Origin of the sequence: Croceivirga thetidis (assembly GCF_012272815.1) — a bacterium.
GTDB lineage: Bacteria > Bacteroidota > Bacteroidia > Flavobacteriales > Flavobacteriaceae > Croceivirga > Croceivirga thetidis.
Window position 1 is genome coordinate 1,131,437 of record NZ_JAAWWL010000002.1, and the last position, 20,459, is coordinate 1,151,895.

Consider the following 20,459-nt stretch of genomic DNA (forward strand, 5'->3'; position numbering starts at 1 on the left):
CCAAAAGCTGGCATTATGAACGGTACGCAATGGATCATTTTTATATTGATAATTCAAGTAATTCACTTCTTAGGCACTTGGAAACTCTATGTGAAAGCGGGTCGAAAAGCTTGGGAAGCAGCAATTCCGATTTACAACGGAATTGTTTTGATGCAAATAATAAACCGACCTAAGTGGTGGGTTGTATTGCTCTTTATTCCGATAATCAATTTATTGATGTTTCCAGTAGTTTGGGTCGAAACCATACGAAGTTTTGGTCAAAATAAACTATGGCAAACCTGGGCGGTTATCCTAACACTTGGATTTTATATCTATGTCGTCAACTATTCTATGGATGTCGAGCATATAAAAGATAGAAGTCTTAAACCAAGAACGGGCCTCGGTGAGTGGGTAAGTTCAATTGTTTTTGCAGTAGTGGCCGCCACTCTGGTTCATACGTATTTTATCCAGCCCTACGTAATACCAACAGGATCATTGGAGCGCACACTCAGAGTGGGTGATTTCTTGTTTGTTAGCAAATTTCATTTTGGAGCAAGGGTACCCATGACCACCTTGGCAGCGCCAATGGTTCATGACACATTGCCCTTAGTCAAAAGTCGTTCATATGTAGCTGATGTAGAAAAGGATACCTACAAGACTTCCATTTTGAACAAATTACAATTACCCTATATGCGATTGCCAGGTTTTGAAAGACCTGAAAAGAACGATATTGTAGTCTTTAGTTGGCCCGCAGATACTGTACGCCAGTTTTTTGTCGCAGAAAAAGGTGTTCGTAAGCCAATTGACAAAAAGTCAAATTATGTAAAAAGATGTGTTGGTACGCCTGGTGATTCCCTTGAAGTAAGAAATGGAATTGTCTTTATCAATGGAAAAGAGTTGATACTATCGGATCGAGCTAAGGTAATGTACGATCATTTAATCTCTTCAAGTAAAGGGGTGTCTAGTAGACTATTGGCAGATGTCGGCGCCACAGATTTTTCTAGAAAATATGTACCTGCCAATTTGACCGATCAACAAATTAGTGTTTTACGTTACAATGGGTATGGTGTTGGTGCCGATAGTTCAGGAAAACCAGCAATTTACACCGATGAAAAAGGAATCAATCCTGATCTCATACGCGAACTTCGGTTGTCTCTAAAGGAAGAAACACCAAAAAATAGGATTGCCAATCTTACTCTTGAGATGGCAGCTGAAATAAGAAAAAATAGTTCGATAGATTCCGTAAAAATAAACCTTGAAGGAAAGGGTGAAAGAGGTAGTAATATTTTTCCTCAAGATGGACGATATGCGTGGAATAATGATAATCTTGGACCAATATATTTACCTGAAGAGGGCAAAACGGTTAAAATAACTCTTGCAACCTTACCCCTATACAAGAAAATTATCCGTGATTACGAGGGCAATGAAGTCTCTGTCAATGGCAACCAAGTTTCCATTAATGGGAAACCTTCAGATAGTTATACATTCAAACAAGATTATTATTGGATGATGGGCGATAACCGCGACCATTCTGAAGATAGTAGAACATGGGGTTATGTTCCTGCTAATCATATTGTCGGTAAACCGGTCTTTATTTGGATGAGCATGGACAATTTTCCAGATGGAATTAGATTCAACGAGAAATTAAGGTGGGATAGGATTTTCACGACTGTTGGCGGTGATGGCGAACCTGTATCGTATTTCCGATATTTCTTAATTCTATTAGTTGGCTGGTTTGTTTTTGATTTTATCAGAAAAAGGAGGAAATCCCAAGCCTAAATCCTTGGAAAACCATCATCTCTTACACCCTGTTTATTTTCCTAACGTGGCGACGTTAGCACTGATAGTGAAGTTACCTGTCATATGGGAAGTGTATGATAATTTTCAAAAACAAACTTTTCGTAATCGATGCTATATCGCCACTGATCAGGGTAAACATATGCTCAATGTGCCGATAAAACATATTGGCGGAAATCAAGGTCGGCAACTTTTTAAAGAAGTCAAGATTGACTACAGTAGCGCTTGGCAGAAACAACATTGGAAAACCTTACAAACTTCTTATCGAACTTCTCCCTTTTTTGAATACTATGAAGATGATCTGTCACCAATATTTGAAAAAAAATATGAGTTTTTGATGGATTTAAACTTTGAAACAATTCAGTTCTTTTGTGATTCGTTTCAGGTAACTATGCCCCTAAAAAAATCAAAAAACTACCAAAAAACACCCTTGGATATTGTCGACAATAGAAGCCTGGCAATCGCCAAAACCAATTTTTCATTTGTGCAAGAGGAATATTTTCAAGTCTTTGGTGAGCGACATGGTTTTTTAAAAAACTTAAGTGGCTTAGACCTTCTTTTTAATAAGGGACCGGAAGCAATGGAGTATCTGAATTCCATTAAATTAGAATAGGATGCTACGGTTTGTATTTCACTATGGTATTCATTTTTTGGTCCCTGTGCTAATTGGACTAGTCTTTTTTAAAGAAAATCGTATTCGGATTATTTTAATTCTTCTGGCAGGAATATTTATAGATATTGATCATCTACTTGCAAGCCCAATATTTGATAGTAACCGATGTAGTATTGGCTTTCATCCGCTACACAGTTATTTAGCCATTGCAGGCTACTTTATTTTGTTTGTAGTCAAGAAAACCAGAATATTAGGGCTTGCCTTGCTCATTCATATTTTGGCAGACTTTGTCGATTGCCTATTCCTTAAGTCTTAATTTGGCCTTTATCGGATAGTGGTCAGAGAACTTAACATCGTAGTTTTGATGTTCAAGAACCTCAAATGTATCATCTACTAGTATATAATCAATTCGCATTGGTACATTAAACAAGGTATAAGAACGACCAAATCCACTTCCTGATTCATAGAATGTATCTTGGAAATCAGCCTTCAGAACTTTATAAATACTAGAAAATTGTGTGTTGTTGAAGTCGCCTGTAATCACCACCGGATAGCTGGTATTTTTTAGATGTTCAACTAAAAGTTGAGCTTGCTCTTTTTGTTTTTGAATTCCACGGCCAATGCGCTTCAAAAGCCTACCAGATTTTTCCTGTTGAAGACTATTGACTTCGGGCACTACAGCAAAAGATTGCAGATGAACATTGTAAACCCTAATGGTATCACCTCTAAAAAGAATATCGGCAAATATGGTATTGTTTGATGTGCCTTCTGGATTCAACGATCCTTTGTTTAAAATTGGAAATTTAGAAAAAATGACCTGTACCGAACGTTCGGTGTTATGAGGTGTCTCCGCTTTGAAGGAATAACCATCAAAGTAATGGTTCCAGTCTCGATTATGTTCTTGAATGCTTAGAATTGCCGGCGAATTTTCTTCAATAAACCCCACAATATTTTCCCCAACTTTCGGACGGTCAATCCATTTGTATTTATTAAACAAACGAACATTGTAACTCATAACCGATAAACTGGCTTCAGAATTTTTTGAACCCTCTTCTTCGGGAAACTTATAAAACGCCCCAAAAGAGAACGTGCAGAGCAATAAGATAAAAATGGAAAACAAGGCAAGTAAGATTTCTCTTTTAAGCATCCATACAAACACGAAGAATACATGAATAATCAAAAATATTAGGGTGAAGAAACTGACAAACTCTAGAGAATCAAAGATTCGGAAAGGCAGGTAATATTGAATCAGCACCAACATTAAAGCTAATGCAAATAGGATTTGAACCCCAAAAAGAGTTTTATTAAAGAAAGTTCGTTTTTTGATACTCAGTCTTCTTTACCAGCTTTGAATAAGAAGTCCTTTTCTGCTTTTGAAAGGCTTTCATATCCAGACTTGCTTATTTTATCTAAAATGGTGTCTATTTTCTTTTGGCGTACGGCTTTGTCATAGTTCGCATTTTTTGAGCCTTCTTGCGCATTTTTGTACACTGTTTTTAATGGAGATTTTTTTTCCTTTCTTGCGAATATACCACCAAGACCATCCATTAGCTTTTCAAACCCACTTCCAATATCGTTACCTTTCATTAATTGACGCGCGTATAAAAACCCTAAGAATGCCCCTCCTAAATGGGCCAACTTTCCCCCTACATTATCTCCGGTTCTTATTTGAATTAAATCCATAAGCACAAAAAAGGCACCGATGTACCAAAGTTTTATATTGAATAAGCCAAATAGCCGAACTTCTTGATTTGGAATATAAGCACAAATAAATATCAAAACCGAAATAACCCCAGCAGAAGCACCGACAAGCCCCGGGGTCCTAGACCCAACGAGCCCAGGAAAAAGATTGTAGCTAAGTAAAAATATTAATCCACCCAGTATCGCCCCTAAAAAATAAACTGACAAAAATGTTTTAGGTTGGAATAGATTTAAAACCATTCGACCAGCAAAATACAGAAAAACCATATTGAACAGTAGGTGCCAAAATCCACCATGAAAAAACGAGTAGGTTACTATTCCCCAAGGTTGAAAAATAAATTCATTGAACTCTTTTGGTAAATGAAACCAATCCGATACATCTATTAAAAACAATACTTGGCACAACCCGGCCAAAATGAAAACGAGAACGTTAATCGCAATTAATCGCTCCGCAATATTCAATCTTGCCCAATAGTAATTTAAACCGCTATTTGCCATTAGCTATCCCATCGATTTTGATTAAACTGATTTCGTTTCCAGTACCACATCATTATAAATCCGATTAACGCACCTCCAATGTGTGCGAAATGTGCAATACCTGTATTGGCATTGCTAAAGCCAAAGAACAAATCACCAACAATAATGAGAGGCACAAAGTATTTTGCCTTAATTGGGATTGGCAAAAAAATCATCATTAACTGTGCATTTGGATACATAAAGGCAAAGGCTACCAAAACACCATATACTGCTCCAGACGCCCCTACTGCCGGTATATTGACAACTTCAGTAAAACCTTGGGTGAAGAAATAATAGTTCGCAGCTGTATGCACAAGAGCAGCCCCAATTCCTGCCGAAAAATAAAAGAATAGGAACTTATTCCTACCCCAAATTCGTTCTAACGGAGATCCAAATGCCCAGAGGGCATACATATTAAATAAGATGTGCAGAAAACCACTGAAATCATGTAAAAACATATGGGAAACCAACTGCCAAATGCCAAAATTTTGATTTTCAGGAAACCAAAGTGCCAGATATTTGTAAAGGATGCCCCCATACCCCGCAATACCGGCCACAAAGAAGATGACATTAACAATAATCAGATGCTTAATTGCATCAGTAATTCTTCCCATTTATAAAAAATTATTTTCCAGTTCGTTTTCGTTTAATGTAATATACGTCAGTTTTTTGAATGGACTGAGTTTTGGTTCTACGCATCCAAACAAATCATTAACAAGAGCCATTTGGGATTCGTGTTCTAGTATTTGACCGTTTTTTATTGCCATGGCCTTAGCTAAACTTTTTGCAGTAAATTCAATATCAAACTGGTCCTCGGTTCCATATTCATCAAATTCTTTTATAAAATCGTGTAAAAGCTCTCCTATATTTTTTTCGGAGATCGAGGGAGGAATGGCCTCAACAACTACTTTATGTTCGGCTCGAAAGACAATTTGAAATCCTGCCAAGGATAATTTATCAGAGATTTCCTCAAGTATAGAGAATTCCTTAGCAGTTAGCTTTATTTCTATGGGAAATAAAAGCTCTTGACTCAAAACATTTTCATCTGAAATACTTTTTAGATAATGTTCATATAAGACCCGTTGGTGGGCCCTATTTTGATCAATAACCAGTAAGGCGGATTTCACTTTTGTAACAATGTACTTTCGTCGCAATTGGAAAGTACTTGGACCATTATCAAAAGCTACGTTCTCAGACTCAAATAATTCATGGTCTTTTGTTTCCGATTCAAATTGAACACTACTAAAACAGTCCATGTTCTTTTTAGACACTGCATATAAATCTTGCCAGCCTTCTACGGATTTCTTTTGAAAGTTACCGGAGCCAAGATTGTGAGACTCAAAGGGGTTAAATGAAGGATTAACAGATACATTTGGTTGTATAGCCTCTTTGTTTTGAAAAGCATAAGGTGTATCCAAATTCTTATCCCGTTCAAAATCTAAAGCCGGCGTAACATTAAATTGACCAAGGCTGTGTTTTACGGTCGATTTCAACAAGGCATACAACGTATGCTCATCATCAAATTTCACCTCTGTCTTTGTTGGGTGTATGTTGATGTCTATGGTGGCTGGGTCCACTTCTAACTTTATGAAATATGCAGGTCGCATTTCTGCACGCATCAAACCTTCAAACGCAGCTACCACTGCATGATGTAAATAAGAACTTTTAATAAATCTTCCGTTTACGAAAAAGAACTGCTCACCCCTACTCTTCTTAGCGAATTCAGGCTTTATAACAAAACCATTAATTTTCAAAACCTCGGTTTCTTCCTCTAGGGGCACCAAACGTTCGTTTATTTTTGAACCAAATATGTGAACGATTCGTTGCCGAAAACTTTCGCTTTTAAGGTTGAAGTGTTCACTACCGTTGTTATAAAATGAAAAGCCTATCTCTGGGTGTGCCAGTGCCACTCGATGAAATTCATCAGTGATATGACGAAGTTCCACCTGATCTGACTTCAAGAAGTTACGCCTAGCCGGAATATTGAAAAATAGATTTTTGACTGAAATTGAAGTGCCTTTAGGAGTTACTGTCACTTCTTGTGCCACCACATTACTTCCTTCAATTTTTAGTTGGGTACCTACCTCATCTTCTTCTCGACGTGTTTGCATATCAACATGTGCGATTGCAGCAATTGAAGCTAATGCTTCACCTCGAAACCCTTTAGTATGTAAATTAAATAGGTCTTGGGCAGATTTGATTTTTGAAGTTGCGTGACGTTCAAATGAAAGTCGTGCGTCTGTAACACTCATTCCCTTTCCATCGTCAACCACTTGTATCAATGTTTTACCGCCGTCTTTTACAATTAACTTGATAATTGAGGAACCAGCGTCTATAGAATTTTCAAGTAGTTCTTTTACGACCGATGCTGGTCGTTGAACAACCTCTCCTGCTGCTATTTGATTAGCAACATGATCCGGTAAAAGTTGAATGATGTCAGGCATTAAAAAACAGGTGTTCTAGACCAAAATATCGTATGATAAGATATGCTGCGAAAAATAAAATGGCCAAGATAACAAAGAACCTTGCTGATGAATTTCCTGCGGCTTTATATTCTTTTCGTTCGAGCCATTCATCCCTGAAATTGATACTTTTTCTTTTATTGGCGAAAGTAGTATCATCAGGTAGGTTTTCATATTTTTTTCGAAGTTGTTCCAACCTTTCCTTACGCTCATCATAATACCTGGGAACATAATTGAAACTCTTATTCCTTATTTTTTTGAATACACTTAATCGCATAACTCAAATTTACCAAAACAATGACTTTGTACTTGATAAACGTGTACTAAAAATTGTTAACTACTATGGAAATGTTTAATTAGAACTTCCTAAGGTGGCCATCTTTATGGCAGCAATTGCAGCTTCGACACCTTTGTTGCCATGTTGTCCTCCACTCCTATCTTTTGCCTGTTGAAGCGTATTATCGGTCAATACGCAAAAAATAATAGGAACTTCTTGAGACGTGTTCAATTGCATTATGCCGTGAGCTGTGGCAGAACAAACAAAATCAAAATGACTGGTTTCACCTCTTATTACACTGCCAATAGCAATGATGGCGTCAATTTTTTCGGATTTTAGCATTTTAGCACATCCAGCAGGCAACTCAAAACTACCTGGAACTGTCCAGTGGGTTAAATTGGATTCTTTGGCACCACAATCCAATAAAGCACCTTTTGCTCCTTTAAATAGATTATCAGTGATTGAATCGTTCCATTCAGAGACAACTAATCCGAACCTCAATTGTGAAATATCTGGCAAGCTGTCTTTATCGTATGCCGATAAGTTGGTAAGCCCTGTTGCCATAATACCTATTTTGCCATTCCCAAGAGCACCTCAATGTCATTTGCCTGGGAGGAATTTGGGAATTCTTCTTTGATACGTTCAAAGAAGCCTACAGCCTTATCCTTATCATTGGTGTTCAAAGCTAATATCCCTGCTTTATATAAAAACTTGGGAGTTGTGAAGTCATTTGAACTGTGTGCTATGGCCTTTTCGTAATAATCTAAGGCATCAACTGGTTGGTTCAATTGCGAAAATGCATCACCTATTCCACCTTTAGCAAGTGCGCCTAAAATCTCGTCATCTGAGGAGAATTCTTCCAGATAAGAAATGGCCTCTTGATAGTTTTGTTGATTCAAATAAGCCATTCCCGCAGAATACCTGGCCAAATTAGCAGCTTTGGTACCACTGTACTCGTCTATTATATCAAGAAAACCGAACTTACCATCAGCACCGTTTAAAGCCAAGGTCAATAAAGAATCTTTTTGTTCGGTATTTTGCATAGCTTGGTCAAAAAACTGTTGAGGATAATACAGTTCATTAGAGGCCTCTGTCTCCTTCGGTTTTTGAACGAATTGAGTATAGGCTAAATAGCCTAGTACCCCAATGGCTATTGCACCAATAACCCCTAAAATATAATTCTGGTTTTTTGAAACCCAGGCTTCTGTTTTTGAGGCACTTTCATCCAAGGTACTAAATACCTCAGCTGTTGTACTTCCTTCAATCTCCTCTATTTCTTTTTCAACCTTATTTTTTGGTTTGTAACCCCTTTTCTTATAGGTTGCCATGCTTCATTTTTTTAATCGGGCAAAAATAAAGCTTTTATCAAAATCTGAAAGGCAATTTATTCTTTAATTTTGTCGCCCGTCTTTAAAATGAGAAAGACCCTATATCCGCATTAAGGCATGTTTTTAAAGCACTTATCCCTTCTCAACTATAAAAATTTTGAAACTGCCGACTTTGAATTTCACCAAACTTTCAATTGTTTGGTAGGCCAAAACGGCATTGGCAAAACCAATGTTCTCGACGCTATTTACCATTTATCGATGGGTAAGAGTTATTTCAATCCGTTGTCAACCCAAAATGTTAGACATGGGGAAGAATTTTTTGTAATTGACGGAGAGTTTGAAAAGGCTGAAAAAAACGAAAGAATTGTATGTAGTTTTAAAAAGGGGAGTAAAAAGATCATTAAAAGAAATGGTAAGCCTTATGAAAAGTTTTCTGAGCATTTAGGATTATTACCAGTGGTCATAATCTCTCCTGCAGATAGGGATTTGATTCTTGAAGGTAGTGAGACCAGAAGGAAATTTATTGATGGGGTGATTTCACAATCCGACAAAAAATATCTGAATGACCTAATCAGTTACAATAAAGTTCTCGTTCAACGTAACTCCCTCTTAAAATACTTCGCTGCAAATCAAACTTTTGATCAAGATACCTTAGGTATTTACAACCAGCAACTGAATGAATTTGGTTTGCGAATTTTTGAAAGTAGAAATAGGTTTCTACAGGAATTCATACCCATATTCGAGGAGCAATATGAGCTAATTTCAAACAAATCTGAAATAACCAAAGTTTCCTATCAAAGTAAATTACAAGCCACACCACTAATTCAATTATTGGAAGACAGTATCGATAAAGACAGGGCATTGCAATATACCTCAGTAGGAATTCACAAAGATGATTTGGCATTCACAATAGAAGGGCATCCAATCAAAAAGTTTGGAAGCCAAGGTCAACAAAAGTCATTTCTAATCGCGTTGAAATTGGCACAGTTTCATTTTGTTTCAAAAGAATCGAAAACCACCCCTATTCTTCTTTTGGATGATATCTTTGATAAGTTGGACGAGAAGCGTGTTGCCCAACTAATTGCCTTGGTAAATAATGAGAGATTTGGGCAAATATTTATTAGTGATACCCATAGTACGAGAACCGAAAATGTAGTTAAAAATAGCAATCAGAATTACAAAATCTTTACTTTGTAAGATGAAAGGAATTTGGTGTTTTATTCTAGTTATAGTAATTGTTTCCTGTAAAAAGGAAAAAGAATATACTGTCGAAGACATTCAAATTATCAATGGCTACTGGCAAATTTCTGATGTTTTATATCCTGACGGTTCTGAAAAGAAATATTCCCTTAGTGGTACGATAGACTATATTAAGTTGGATAGTCTAAAAGGATATCGAAAAAAAATGTACCCTCAATTGGATGGAACGTACTTGACCAGTGATGATGCTCAAAATTTTTACATTGTTAAAAAGGCGAGTAAGGGTTTTTTTATCAATTACCACAACGAACTTACTTCTTGGCAAGAATCCATAATATATTTAGAACCGAACAAGTTTTACTTAGAAAGTGCTGAAGGCATTGTATACCGTTACAAGCGTTTTGAACCCATAAATATTTATGAAGATGGCAAAACGTCAGAATGACAACCAACATTTAAGTGAAGCCCTAAAAGGTTTTATCAAGGCACATAAACTTGAGAAAGGTATTGACAAAGTCGATGCTCAAAAAGCTTGGGCTAAACTGATGGGTAATGGTGTAAATAATTATACCACCGCAGTAGAACTAAAAAACCAAACACTGTACGTTAGCTTATCATCTTCAGTGCTAAGGGAAGAACTTTCTTATGGAAAGACTAAAATCGTAAAAATGCTGAATGAAGAATTGGGGAAAGAACTAATTAAAAAGCTAATACTTAAATAAAATAAAAAAGCCATCCGGAACAGGATGGCTTTTGTTTTATATGGTTTTCTAAACCTAAAAGACTTCCCTCCCTGAAAAATGAAAATCCCCTTCGATTTTTGCGTTTTCATCACTATCAGAACCGTGCACAGCATTCTCAGCAACATTTGAAGCAAAAAGCTTTCTAATTGTGCCTTCAGCAGCATCAGCCGGATTTGTAGCGCCAATTAAAGCCCTAAAATCCTCAACAGCATTGTCTTTTTCCAAAATGGCCGCAACAATGGGACCACGAGTCATAAATTCAACCAACTCTCCAAAGAAAGGACGTTCGTTATGCACGGCATAAAAAGTCTCAGCATCCCTCTTGCTTAATTGCGTATACTTCATTGCTACAATCTTAAATCCCGCAGCAGTTATTTTTTCAAGTATTGCTCCGATATGACCATTTTCAACAGCATCCGGTTTAATCATGGTAAAGGTGCGATTTCCAATCATTCTATAAAATTTTGCGCAAAATTACGGTTATACGGAGCAACTAACAAGCTTTAATAACTTTGTTTAAGTTCTTGTAACAGTACATTTCCGTCGGTCAATATTTTCATTGTGACTTCTTTGGCCGTCAAATCCAATTCTATAATTCCGAAACTTACAGTATTAACTACTTTGCCAACCCTATATTTGTTGGGTTCCCCACTATATTCAGTGTAAGAATGTGTAAGACCGCTGCTAGTAAAATCAATTATCGGATAATTAAGTCCTTTAATGGAAGTTTTTGAAAATTCAGAAATATGACGGTCGCCTGAAAGAAATAGCACCCCTTTAGCACCACTTTTCACGATTATTTCTTTCATTTTTTCAACTTCATGGGGAAAATTGGCCCATTTCTCATAACCATGTTCACTGGATAGAAATTGTATGCTAGAAATAATTAGGTTAAACTCTGCTCTAGAGTTCGTCAATTCCTCTTCCAACCAGGCCCACTGTGTTTTTCCAAGAAGTGTCTTTGAGCTGGTCGTATCTGGTTCATAACGCCTATTTCTTTCAGTACTTTTCTTTAATTTACTTCTAAAATATCGCGTATCAAGATTATAAATATTGACTAGACCTGTTGGGGTACTTATTTCCGCTTTAGAATAAATTCCGTTGATTTCTCTTCTAGAATCGTTTTTAGAAATTCCCATAAAATCTAAAAACTCCTGTTGACTTTCATTTTTTGCAGCAAACTCTTCACCACCATCATTAAGACCATAATCATGATCGTCCCAAACACCAGTGACCATTGTATTCTCTTTAAGTTTGCGATAACCTTCGATTTGGTTTTGAGCAAGATACATTGCCCTTAACTTCTCAACATCATCTGTATCGGCATATATATTGTCTCCTCCCCAAATCCACATCACTGGCTCATTGGCCAAAATATCATCCCAAAGTTTATTCTCTGAATCGGTTTTGTTACAAGAACCAAATGCAATTCTTATCACCTCGGAAGTCGTATTTGCTTTTTGGGCTTTATCTTGTTTTGACGCATTTCTATTGATACTGCAGGCAGCACTCAATCCTATAATGACCAAGAGAAGAGTTCGGAATATTTGGGATTTTTTCATGCTGTAAAAGTAATACTTGTGAAATTAGTTGAAGATTATAATATCGTATCTTCGGCGTCATGGATTCCATGAAGATTGAAGCCCTAAAAGAACTCCTGGGCACACCTAAAAAGATTATAATTGTTGTACATAAAAATCCAGATGGAGATGCCATTGGTTCTGGTTTAGGTCTAAAGCATTTTTTGACGCAATACGGCCATACGGTTGAAATGATAGTGCCCAATGAATATCCAAAATTTCTAAAATGGTTACCTGGAACAAAACAGGTGCTAAATTTTGAATGGGAAACCTCAAAGTCAAAGTATTTAATAAAAGAAGCAGAGGTTATATTCACTTTAGATTTCAATCATTTGTCCAGAACAGGAAATATGGAAAGTGTTTTGGAAAATGTTGATTCTGATTTTGTTATGATTGATCATCATCAATCTCCGTCAGATTATGCAAGTTTTATGTATTCTGATGTGAATATGAGTTCAACCTGTGAGATGGTATATCATTTTATTGACAAACTGAATGGTCTAGACAAAATAACACCAGAAATTGCCGCCTGTCTATATACCGGAATTATGACCGACACAGGTTCGTTTAAATTCGCTTCGACTTCGAAGACCACCCATATTGTGGTTGCAGATTTGATAGATAAGGGTGCACAAAATCATGAAATACATCAAAATGTGTTTGATAATAATTCACCGTCTAGACTACACCTTTTAGGGGTCGCCCTAAAAAATTTGGTTATTCTTGAGGAGTATAATACTGCATTCACATATTTAACACAAAGCGAACTAGACCAATATGGCTACAGTAAAGGCGATACCGAGGGGTTTGTGAATTATGGCCTCACTTTAGAGAAAATTGTATTTGCAGTAATCTTCATTGAGAACACAGAAGAAGGTATCATTAAAATATCCTTTAGGTCTGTCGGAGATTTTTCAGTTAACGAGTTTGCAAGGGATAATTTTAACGGAGGTGGTCATAATAATGCTGCAGGAGGGAGAAGTGAAAAAGGCATGCAAGAAACAATTGATACCTTTGTGAATCTTTTGCCCCATTACAAAGATTTGTTGCTTAGCAAATGACACGAAAATTAGTTGTATTCTTTCTCTGTATGGTTTTCATTTCGTCTTGTAACGAATCACTACCAAGACGCCCAATCCAAAACAAATCTGGTTCTTTTTACAAGGAATCAATTGAACGCAGCAGGCGAATTTTGTCACTTGAAGAAAAAAGAATCAAGCTTATTATCGAAGAAGATACAGTACATGATTATTTAGAGAGTGCTAATGGATTTTGGTATTTCTATGAAAATCACGCAGATTCAATGATTCCTCAAGCATCTACCGATGATGAAGTCATCTTAAAATATAACATTATGGAATTGGATGGAGATACCATATACCGTTCAGATGTCTTAGGGATGCAACAGATAAAAGTTGACAAAACCCAACTTTTTCCTGGACTAAGAAATGCTATCAAACTTTTGAAAGAAGGTGAAAAAGCCACATTCTTCTTTCCCTCATCCCAAGCTTTTGGCTATAAGGGCGACAATAACAAAATAGGGGCGAACGTTCCTGTAAGGTCAAGTTTAGAACTGTTAAAAATTTTGAAACCAATTGACTCATTAACGCGATAAAATAAATAGAATGAAGAAGATTATTCTTATAATTTCAATAGTTGCACTAGGTGTTTTCGGCTGTAAATCTGCAAAATATGCTGATTTAGGCGATGGTATATACGCAGACATACAAACTACAGAAGGTGATATTGTGGTTAAGCTCTACCATAAGGCCACCCCTGTAACGGTTGCGAACTTTGTATCGTTAGCAGAAGGAACGAACGACTTTGTAACTGATAGTTTAAAAGAAAAAAAATACTACGACGGGCTAACATTTCATCGGGTAATGAAAGATTTTATGATACAAGGTGGCGACCCACTTGGAAATGGTTCTGGTAATCCTGGATACCGTTTTGCAGATGAAATTGTCGATTCCCTGAAGCATGATCGCAAAGGGATTCTTTCTATGGCCAATGCAGGTCCAAAAACCAATGGAAGTCAGTTCTTTATCACTCATAAAGAAACGCCTTGGCTAAATGGCAAACACACTGTTTTTGGTGAAGTTGTTTATGGTCTTGAAGTTGTTGATAGCATAGCGGCGGTAAAAGTGGGACCTGGTAACAAACCTGATGTTGATGTAATCATGAACAATGTAGATATCATCAGAAATGGAAAGGAGGCCAAAAAATTTGATGCAAACAGCGTTTTAGCAAATTATTTTGAAGAAGCAGAGCGGATGGAAGCTGTATTCAAAAAAATGAAGGAAGAAACAGTTGCCGAATTTAAACAACAAAGCGAAAGTGTTGAGGCATTACCATCAGGACTGAAAATTGTTTCGCTAAAAACAGGTGAAGGGGAGCAACCTAAACATGGCCAAAAGGTGTATGTGAATTATGCTGGTTGGCTAATGGCCAATGCAGACTTGTTTGACACAAGTGATTTGGAAGTGGCCGAAAAATTCGAAAAAGTGAATCCGGGTAAACGTGATCAAGGTGGTTATACCCCCTACCCTATGGATTATAGTCCTGATGCTGCATTGGCTCCAGGTTTCAGGGAAGGACTTTTGACTATGAAAGTAGGTGATAAAATCCGCATTTTCGTACCACCATATTTGGGGTATGGTGATAACGACTACGGACCCATTCCTGGTGGGTCAACCCTAGTATTTGATTTAGAGGTTACTGGAATAGCACAATAACCACATGAAGCCAAAATTGAAAAATGGAATTGCACTAAGCTTGATTCCACAGATAATTTTGGTGAAATGGTTAGGGAGCTATCCCGAATTGATTGAGAGATACTATTCCGAAGGAATTTATCCTGTTATTTCAAAGTTTTTGCGGCTTTTAACGGGATGGATTCCTTTTTCTGTAGGGGACATTTTATATACAGTTCTTGTTTTATTGGCTTTTCGATATCTCTATCGAAACTGGAAAAAAATTAAAAGCCAGCCCCTATTTTTTCTACGTGATATCGGTGTGGTACTTTCTTTAGCTTATTTTATTTTCCATTTATATTGGGGTTTGAATTACTATCGTGTGCCCCTAACCGAAAAATTAGACTTTCAAGCTGACTATACGCAAGAAGAACTTCTAGAGTTCACCATGAAAATGGTGCATACGACGAATGTTTTACAGTTGCAATTGACCAAAGATGTAGAAAAACCAGTTGTTATTCCCTACACAACGGAAGAGGTATATGAAATGACCTTAAATAGCTACAAAAGAGCATCTCGGGTATTCCCAATTTTCACATACAAACAACCAAGCTTAAAGTCCTCATTGTTTTCATTGCCTTTGACCTACATGGGATATGGGGGCTATATAAATCCATTCACGAACGAAGCTCAAGTCAACTATAAGGTTCCTATTCTTCGTTTGCCTTCAATAAGTGGTCATGAGGTTGGCCACCAGATTGGATACTCCTCTGAAAGTGACACAAATTTCATAGGATTAATTGTGACCTCTGCCAATAAGGATGTTTATTTTCAATATGCAGCCCAGTCACATGGTCTTGCCTATTGTCTTTCTGATTTGCGCCGAAAGGACGAAAAAGCATATAAGACAGTGCTAGAAAAACTTAATCCCGGTGTTCTGGCGAACTTTAGGGAATTAAGTGAGTTCTGGAACAGATATGAAAATCCTACAGAACCCATTTTTAAAGCTGTTTTTAATGCTTTTTTAAAGGCTAACAACCAAAAAGATGGTATTCAGAGCTATAATGCTGTCGTTGGCCTGATGATTGGTTACGATAGGGCGTATGGTTTCTAAAAGCCTTGTGCTTTCCTTCGGTATGCACTATCTTTCAAACTAGCTAATTCAAAAGACTTTTGAAATGAAATTGAGGTTATTCAGCCTTGCACTCCTTTTGTGTGGGGGACTAACGTTTTCACAAGATTATTTTCCAGAAAATGAGGGTATAAAATCAAAGAACAATAACTATAGGGCGTTTACCAATGCTCGGATATATGTTTCTGCTAATGAGATTATTGAGAATGGTACCCTACTAATAAAAAACGGAAAGATTGTACAGGTAGGAGCTTCCGTATCAATACCAAAAAACACGGTTATTGAAGATGTAAAAGGACTTTCTATTTATCCATCCTTTATCGAAGTTGTTTCAGGTTTTGGAGTTGATAAACCAAAGCGTGCTCCGAGAGATGGTCGATCCGCACAATACGGCCCTGATCGAGAAGGCTTTTATTGGAATGACCACATTAGGCCAGAGAATAACGCCGTTGAGAAATTTAAGTATGACCAGAAGAAAGCTGAAACTTTAAGAAAAGTTGGTTTTGGATTGGTTAACGCGCATATTGAAGATGGTATCGCACGAGGTTCAGGTGTATTGATAGCACTCAATGACGAAGGCAACGAAGGGGAAAGGGTCATTGATACCGAATCTGCCCAATATTTTTCTTTTTCTAAGAGCATTGCGAGCAAACAATCCTACCCCACATCACTAATGGGTGCCACGGCACTCATGCGCCAATTACACCACGACCTCAGATGGTACGAAGCAGGTAATGCAGTTACTACCGATCGTTCTTTAGAAGCTTTAATTGCAAATAAAAACCAGGCACAGCTATTTTTGGCTGGTGATAATGGCAATGTTATTCGGGCAGATAAAATTGGTGACCAATTCGGTGTCAACTATACCATTTTAGGTGGTGGTGATGAGTATGAGCGTATCGATGCCATAAAAAAAACCAATGCCACTTTGGTAGTACCTATAAACTTTCCAAAAGCCTACGATGTCTCTGACCCATATGCTGCCAGTTACGTAAATCTGGCTGAAATGAGACATTGGAATTTAGCCCCTTCGAATCCAAAAGTATTGGAAGATAATAGCGTAAACTTTGCGTTGACCACTCACGAGTTGAGTTCGCCATCAGATTTTGCAAGTATGCTGCAAAAAGCTCTCAGCCGAGGCTTATCCAAAGAAAAAGCTCTCGAAGCACTTACAACGGTCCCAGCCAAAATATTGGGCAAAAGTGACCAAATAGGTTCACTTAAATCAGGTGCCATGGCTAATTTCTTACTTACATCAGGTGACATCTTTGACCAAAACACCACAATTTTCGAAAATTGGGTACAGGGAGTGAAGCATACTTTAGCAAACAAAGATTTGGTTGACATTCGTGGAACCTACAATCTGCGGGTAAATGGAACTTCTTATAACTTGAATATTAAGGGAAAGGCCTCAAAACCAAACATCGAGATAAAAAAGGATAGTATAAAAATTCCATCTAAAATTACTTATACAAATGATTGGTTCAACATGTCCTTCAGCACTGATGGAGATACCAAAACCTATGTATTGAATGGTCTTGCTCAATCTGGTTCAGAAAATTTAAATGGAAAAGTAATTTATCCTGATGGTAGAGAAACAACTTTTATTGCCACTAAAAGCTCCGGTCCTGAGGATATGAAAGGAGAGAAGGCGACACAAGAAACGACCCATTCGTTAATGACTGTGACGTATCCAAATATAGGCTATGGCAATACTGCCAAACCGAAACCTCAAAATTGGCTTTTTAAGAATGCAACTGTTTGGACGGGAATTGAAAAACTCGAAAATACTGATGTCCTGGTCAAAAACGGAAAAATAAGCAAGGTTGGTAAAGATTTAAAGGCTAATGGTGCAACTGAAGTTGATGCAACCGGAAAACATTTAACCGCAGGGGTTATTGATGAGCATTCTCATATTGGAGGGTTGTCTATAAACGAAGCTGGACAAAATTCTTCTGCAGAGGTTCGTATGACCGATGTACTTGATCCTAAAGACATCAATTTATATAGAAATCTAGGTGGTGGAGTGACAACGTTTCAATTATTGCATGGTTCTGCAAATCCAATAGGTGGGCAATCGGCCATCATTAAATTAAAATGGGGCGAGGACGCTGAAGGACTTCAATTTCCTGATATGCCCAAGTTTATCAAATTTGCCTTAGGTGAAAATGTAAAACAAAGTAATTGGAGCAGCTATGCCCGTTTTCCGCAGACTAGAATGGGGGTTGAACAGGTTTTCGTGAACTACTTTCAGCGTGCCAAGGAATATGACACTAAAAAGAAAAGTGGACAACCTTATCGCGTTGATGAGGACTTAGAAGCTCTAGCGGAAATATTAAATGGTGAGCGCTTTATTAGTTGCCATAGTTATGTGCAAAGTGAAATCAACATGTTAATGAAAGTTGCCGATCAGTTTGGAATAACAGTAAATACGTTCACACATATACTTGAAGGATACAAAGTTGCAGACAAAATGGCCGAACATGGCGCAGGTGGCTCAACTTTTAGCGATTGGTGGGCCTATAAATATGAGGTTAAAGACGCCATACCCTACAATGCCAAGATTATGGCCGATCAAGGCGTTGTAGTAGCTATTAATAGTGATGACCGAGAAATGAGTAGACGTCTGAACCAAGAGGCTGGTAAGACCATAAAATATGGAGGGATGTCTGAAATAGAGGCTTGGAAAACAGTAACCTTGAACCCGGCCAAACTATTGCATATTGACCATCGCGTAGGCAGCATTAAAGAAGGTATGGATGCCGATTTAGTGCTTTGGAGTGATTACCCTATGAGTATTTATGCAAAAGCAGAGAAAACCATTATAGAAGGTGCTGTTTATTTCGATTTGGAAAAAGACAAAGCCCAAAGAGCTGCCATTCAAAAAGAAAGGGCAACTTTGATACAAATGATGCTAAATGAAAAAGCTAGTGGCGGAAAAACCCAAAAGCCAAAAATGCGCAGCAAACGTGATTTTCACTGTGAAACCATTTAAGACTGAAACTAAATTAAATTTTACAAGACTTAAAAAATGAAAAATTATAATAGATATAAAGGCATTTATAGCAGTAAATATAGTTTTGGTCTGCAAGTCCAAAAATTTGCTTTTTTGGTACTGATGTTACATTGGCAATTCAATATTGCCCAGCAGACACCAGGTGCTCCCCAAAGTGAACCTATTAGTATTGAAGGAGTTATTGCCCATTTAGGAAATGGTGAGGTCATTGAGAATGCATTGCTCATGTTCAATGAAGGCAAACTTACTTTTGTGGGCAGTGCCAATAACAAAATTGCACGTCAAGGACGCATAATCAATGCTCAAGGCAAACATGTTTATCCAGGATTTATTGCTCCTGCTAAATCACTTGGTCTCATAGAAATCAATGCCGTAAGGGCCACTAACGACCAAGATGAAATTGGTGATTTGATTCCACATGTTCGCAGTCTAATCGCCTATAATGCCGAATCTCAGGTGGTTGAAAGTATGCGTCCGAATGGTGTATTGATTGGCCAAACCACTCCCCTTGGGGGCATAATCTCAGGTACCTCGTCAATAGTACAATTTGATGCTTGGAATTGGGAAGATGCAGCCATCAAAATCGATGATGGTATACATTTGCATTGGCCTGATTCTTTTAGGAGAGGACGCTGGTGGATGGGCGAAGACCCAGCATACAAGCCGAATAAAAATTATCAAGGAGTGGTCGACAGAATAAAGACTTTCATGGCCAATTCTACAGCATATGGGCAAGTTGACCCCCAAGAAGAAAATCCCGCATTTGCTGCTATGCAAGGTTTATTTGACGGTTCTAAAAAACTATATATATATGCAGACCCTGAACGCGAAATCATTGACGCCATTTCAACCGCCAAAGGAGCTGGGGTGAAACATGTAGTTATCGTTGGGGGTTATGAATCACATAAAATTACAGACTTTTTAAAACAACATGATGTTGCGGTCCTTGTCAGACGAAGCCATAGCCTACCAGCTCGAGAAGACGATGACTATGACCTACCCTATAAACTTCCTAAATTATTGATGGATGCAGGGGTTTTGGTAGCTCTACAAAATGAAGGTACCAGTAATTTTCAAACCCGCAACCTGCCTTTTTATGCAGGTCAGGTGGTTAACCATGGATTGAACAAAGAGGCCGCATTACAATTGATTACAGGTAATACCGCAAAAATTCTAGGTATTGATAGTTCTTATGGCACAATAGAAGTTGGTAAAAGCGCAACCTTGTTTATTTCTGAAGGAGACGCGTTGGACATGCAAGGGAATAGTCTTACCAACGCTTTTATTGATGGACGTGAAATTTCATTGGAAACCTACCAAACGGCACTTTGGAAAAGGTATGCCGAAAAGTACGAAGCTCAGAAATAATATATAGAAATTTTGTTCTGAATAGGGATGGCAAGTACTTGCCATCCCTATTTT

21 protein-coding genes are annotated in these 20,459 nt (G+C 37.6%); 12 read left to right on the forward strand and 9 right to left on the reverse strand.

The window, feature by feature from the left end; all coding sequences use genetic code 11:
* Positions 1-15: 15 nt before the first annotated feature.
* The 3 genes from lepB to HCU67_RS16660 are packed head-to-tail and all read left to right on the forward strand — an operon-like array spanning position 16 to position 2,705.
* The gene (gene lepB, locus HCU67_RS12750; protein WP_168552990.1) at positions 16-1,758 is read left to right on the forward strand and encodes a signal peptidase I; all 1,743 of its coding nucleotides are present in this window, start codon (positions 16-18) and stop codon (positions 1,756-1,758) included.
* Positions 1,759-1,762: 4 nt separating this feature from the next.
* Entirely contained in the window at positions 1,763-2,389 is a 627-nt protein-coding gene (locus HCU67_RS12755; RefSeq protein ID WP_168552991.1) for a WbqC family protein, read from the forward strand.
* 1 nt (position 2,390) lies between these two features.
* A complete protein-coding gene (locus HCU67_RS16660) occupies positions 2,391-2,705 on the forward strand; it encodes a DUF6122 family protein (RefSeq protein ID WP_246865779.1) in 315 nt (104 codons plus the stop codon).
* Here HCU67_RS16660 and HCU67_RS12760 read toward each other — a convergent pair.
* The 7 genes from HCU67_RS12760 to HCU67_RS12790 form a co-directional block, all read right to left on the reverse strand.
* Positions 2,688-3,536 carry an endonuclease/exonuclease/phosphatase family protein gene (locus HCU67_RS12760; protein ID WP_168552992.1) on the reverse strand — a complete coding sequence of 283 codons (849 nt, stop codon included), beginning with the start codon at positions 3,534-3,536 and terminating at the stop codon, positions 2,688-2,690. The genes HCU67_RS16660 and HCU67_RS12760 overlap by 18 nt on opposite strands.
* Before the next feature lie 182 nt (positions 3,537-3,718).
* The gene (locus tag HCU67_RS12765; RefSeq protein WP_168552993.1) at positions 3,719-4,588 is read right to left on the reverse strand and encodes a rhomboid family protein; all 870 of its coding nucleotides are present in this window, start codon (positions 4,586-4,588) and stop codon (positions 3,719-3,721) included.
* Positions 4,588-5,220, reverse strand: coding sequence for a rhomboid family intramembrane serine protease (locus HCU67_RS12770; protein WP_168552994.1), 633 nt, complete (start codon positions 5,218-5,220; stop codon positions 4,588-4,590). The genes HCU67_RS12765 and HCU67_RS12770 overlap by 1 nt, the downstream gene beginning before the upstream one ends.
* Positions 5,221-7,050: a DNA mismatch repair endonuclease MutL gene (gene mutL / locus HCU67_RS12775; protein WP_168552995.1), complete on the reverse strand. Its 1,830-nt coding sequence runs from the start codon at positions 7,048-7,050 to the stop codon at positions 5,221-5,223.
* The gene (locus HCU67_RS12780; RefSeq protein WP_168552996.1) at positions 7,043-7,345 is read right to left on the reverse strand and encodes a hypothetical protein; all 303 of its coding nucleotides are present in this window, start codon (positions 7,343-7,345) and stop codon (positions 7,043-7,045) included. Before HCU67_RS12780 ends, mutL begins: the two co-directional genes overlap by 8 nt.
* Positions 7,346-7,420: 75 nt before the next feature.
* Positions 7,421-7,909 (reverse strand): 6,7-dimethyl-8-ribityllumazine synthase, encoded by a 489-nt coding sequence (gene ribH, locus HCU67_RS12785; protein ID WP_168552997.1) that lies wholly within the window; start codon positions 7,907-7,909, stop codon positions 7,421-7,423.
* Between the two features lie 5 nt (positions 7,910-7,914).
* Positions 7,915-8,673 carry a tetratricopeptide repeat protein gene (locus tag HCU67_RS12790; RefSeq protein WP_168552998.1) on the reverse strand — a complete coding sequence of 253 codons (759 nt, stop codon included), beginning with the start codon at positions 8,671-8,673 and terminating at the stop codon, positions 7,915-7,917.
* A gap of 117 nt (positions 8,674-8,790) precedes the next feature.
* Between HCU67_RS12790 and recF the strand changes: the two genes are divergently transcribed.
* Genes recF through HCU67_RS12805 form a run of 3 tightly spaced genes read left to right on the forward strand, consistent with a single transcriptional unit; the run spans position 8,791 to position 10,595 of the window.
* Positions 8,791-9,870, forward strand: a complete 1,080-nt coding sequence (recF, locus tag HCU67_RS12795; protein WP_168552999.1) for a DNA replication/repair protein RecF — start codon at positions 8,791-8,793, stop codon at positions 9,868-9,870.
* A gap of 1 nt (position 9,871) precedes the next feature.
* Positions 9,872-10,318 carry a hypothetical protein gene (locus tag HCU67_RS12800; RefSeq protein WP_168553000.1) on the forward strand — a complete coding sequence of 149 codons (447 nt, stop codon included), beginning with the start codon at positions 9,872-9,874 and terminating at the stop codon, positions 10,316-10,318.
* Entirely contained in the window at positions 10,299-10,595 is a 297-nt protein-coding gene (locus tag HCU67_RS12805; RefSeq protein ID WP_168553001.1) for a DciA family protein, read from the forward strand. The genes HCU67_RS12800 and HCU67_RS12805 overlap by 20 nt, the downstream gene beginning before the upstream one ends.
* A gap of 54 nt (positions 10,596-10,649) precedes the next feature.
* On the opposite strand, the gene HCU67_RS12810 is transcribed toward HCU67_RS12805, so the two are convergent.
* Together HCU67_RS12810 and HCU67_RS12815 are read right to left on the reverse strand one after the other, a co-directional pair.
* Positions 10,650-11,069, reverse strand: coding sequence for a nucleoside-diphosphate kinase (locus tag HCU67_RS12810; protein WP_168553002.1), 420 nt, complete (start codon positions 11,067-11,069; stop codon positions 10,650-10,652).
* A 50-nt stretch (positions 11,070-11,119) separates the two neighbouring features.
* Positions 11,120-12,178 (reverse strand): alkaline phosphatase D family protein, encoded by a 1,059-nt coding sequence (locus HCU67_RS12815; protein ID WP_168553003.1) that lies wholly within the window; start codon positions 12,176-12,178, stop codon positions 11,120-11,122.
* A 59-nt stretch (positions 12,179-12,237) separates the two neighbouring features.
* Between HCU67_RS12815 and HCU67_RS12820 the strand changes: the two genes are divergently transcribed.
* From HCU67_RS12820 to HCU67_RS12845, 6 genes are all read left to right on the forward strand, one after another.
* Positions 12,238-13,257: a DHH family phosphoesterase gene (locus HCU67_RS12820; protein WP_168553004.1), complete on the forward strand. Its 1,020-nt coding sequence runs from the start codon at positions 12,238-12,240 to the stop codon at positions 13,255-13,257.
* Positions 13,254-13,811, forward strand: coding sequence for a gliding motility-associated peptidyl-prolyl isomerase GldI (gene gldI / locus HCU67_RS12825; protein ID WP_168553005.1), 558 nt, complete (start codon positions 13,254-13,256; stop codon positions 13,809-13,811). The genes HCU67_RS12820 and gldI overlap by 4 nt, the downstream gene beginning before the upstream one ends.
* Before the next feature lie 10 nt (positions 13,812-13,821).
* Positions 13,822-14,931 carry a peptidylprolyl isomerase gene (locus HCU67_RS12830; protein WP_168553006.1) on the forward strand — a complete coding sequence of 370 codons (1,110 nt, stop codon included), beginning with the start codon at positions 13,822-13,824 and terminating at the stop codon, positions 14,929-14,931.
* 4 nt (positions 14,932-14,935) lie between these two features.
* A complete protein-coding gene (locus HCU67_RS12835) occupies positions 14,936-16,003 on the forward strand; it encodes a DUF3810 domain-containing protein (protein ID WP_168553007.1) in 1,068 nt (355 codons plus the stop codon).
* Positions 16,004-16,067: 64 nt separating this feature from the next.
* On the forward strand, positions 16,068-19,016 hold the full coding sequence (locus tag HCU67_RS12840) for an amidohydrolase family protein (RefSeq protein ID WP_168553008.1): 2,949 nt from the start codon (positions 16,068-16,070) through the stop codon (positions 19,014-19,016).
* A gap of 123 nt (positions 19,017-19,139) precedes the next feature.
* Positions 19,140-20,405, forward strand: coding sequence for an amidohydrolase family protein (locus HCU67_RS12845; RefSeq protein WP_168553518.1), 1,266 nt, complete (start codon positions 19,140-19,142; stop codon positions 20,403-20,405).
* Positions 20,406-20,459: the final 54 nt, after the last annotated feature.

What these genes read in the sequence shown, in the direction of transcription:
- lepB (WP_168552990.1), top strand. Translation starts at nt 16, where the DNA reads ATGAACGGTACGCAATGGATCATTTTTATATTGATAATTCAAGTAATT.
- HCU67_RS16660 (WP_246865779.1), top strand. Translation starts at nt 2,391, where the DNA reads ATGCTACGGTTTGTATTTCACTATGGTATTCATTTTTTGGTCCCTGTG.
- HCU67_RS12760 (WP_168552992.1), bottom strand. Translation starts at nt 3,536, where the DNA reads ATGCTTAAAAGAGAAATCTTACTTGCCTTGTTTTCCATTTTTATCTTA.
- HCU67_RS12765 (WP_168552993.1), bottom strand. Translation starts at nt 4,588, where the DNA reads ATGGCAAATAGCGGTTTAAATTACTATTGGGCAAGATTGAATATTGCG.
- HCU67_RS12770 (WP_168552994.1), bottom strand. Translation starts at nt 5,220, where the DNA reads ATGGGAAGAATTACTGATGCAATTAAGCATCTGATTATTGTTAATGTC.
- mutL (WP_168552995.1), bottom strand. Translation starts at nt 7,050, where the DNA reads ATGCCTGACATCATTCAACTTTTACCGGATCATGTTGCTAATCAAATA.
- HCU67_RS12780 (WP_168552996.1), bottom strand. Translation starts at nt 7,345, where the DNA reads ATGCGATTAAGTGTATTCAAAAAAATAAGGAATAAGAGTTTCAATTAT.
- ribH (WP_168552997.1), bottom strand. Translation starts at nt 7,909, where the DNA reads ATGGCAACAGGGCTTACCAACTTATCGGCATACGATAAAGACAGCTTG.
- HCU67_RS12790 (WP_168552998.1), bottom strand. Translation starts at nt 8,673, where the DNA reads ATGGCAACCTATAAGAAAAGGGGTTACAAACCAAAAAATAAGGTTGAA.
- recF (WP_168552999.1), top strand. Translation starts at nt 8,791, where the DNA reads ATGTTTTTAAAGCACTTATCCCTTCTCAACTATAAAAATTTTGAAACT.
- HCU67_RS12800 (WP_168553000.1), top strand. Translation starts at nt 9,872, where the DNA reads ATGAAAGGAATTTGGTGTTTTATTCTAGTTATAGTAATTGTTTCCTGT.
- HCU67_RS12805 (WP_168553001.1), top strand. Translation starts at nt 10,299, where the DNA reads ATGGCAAAACGTCAGAATGACAACCAACATTTAAGTGAAGCCCTAAAA.
- HCU67_RS12810 (WP_168553002.1), bottom strand. Translation starts at nt 11,069, where the DNA reads ATGATTGGAAATCGCACCTTTACCATGATTAAACCGGATGCTGTTGAA.
- HCU67_RS12815 (WP_168553003.1), bottom strand. Translation starts at nt 12,178, where the DNA reads ATGAAAAAATCCCAAATATTCCGAACTCTTCTCTTGGTCATTATAGGA.
- HCU67_RS12820 (WP_168553004.1), top strand. Translation starts at nt 12,238, where the DNA reads ATGGATTCCATGAAGATTGAAGCCCTAAAAGAACTCCTGGGCACACCT.
- gldI (WP_168553005.1), top strand. Translation starts at nt 13,254, where the DNA reads ATGACACGAAAATTAGTTGTATTCTTTCTCTGTATGGTTTTCATTTCG.
- HCU67_RS12830 (WP_168553006.1), top strand. Translation starts at nt 13,822, where the DNA reads ATGAAGAAGATTATTCTTATAATTTCAATAGTTGCACTAGGTGTTTTC.
- HCU67_RS12835 (WP_168553007.1), top strand. Translation starts at nt 14,936, where the DNA reads ATGAAGCCAAAATTGAAAAATGGAATTGCACTAAGCTTGATTCCACAG.
- HCU67_RS12840 (WP_168553008.1), top strand. Translation starts at nt 16,068, where the DNA reads ATGAAATTGAGGTTATTCAGCCTTGCACTCCTTTTGTGTGGGGGACTA.
- HCU67_RS12845 (WP_168553518.1), top strand. Translation starts at nt 19,140, where the DNA reads ATGTTACATTGGCAATTCAATATTGCCCAGCAGACACCAGGTGCTCCC.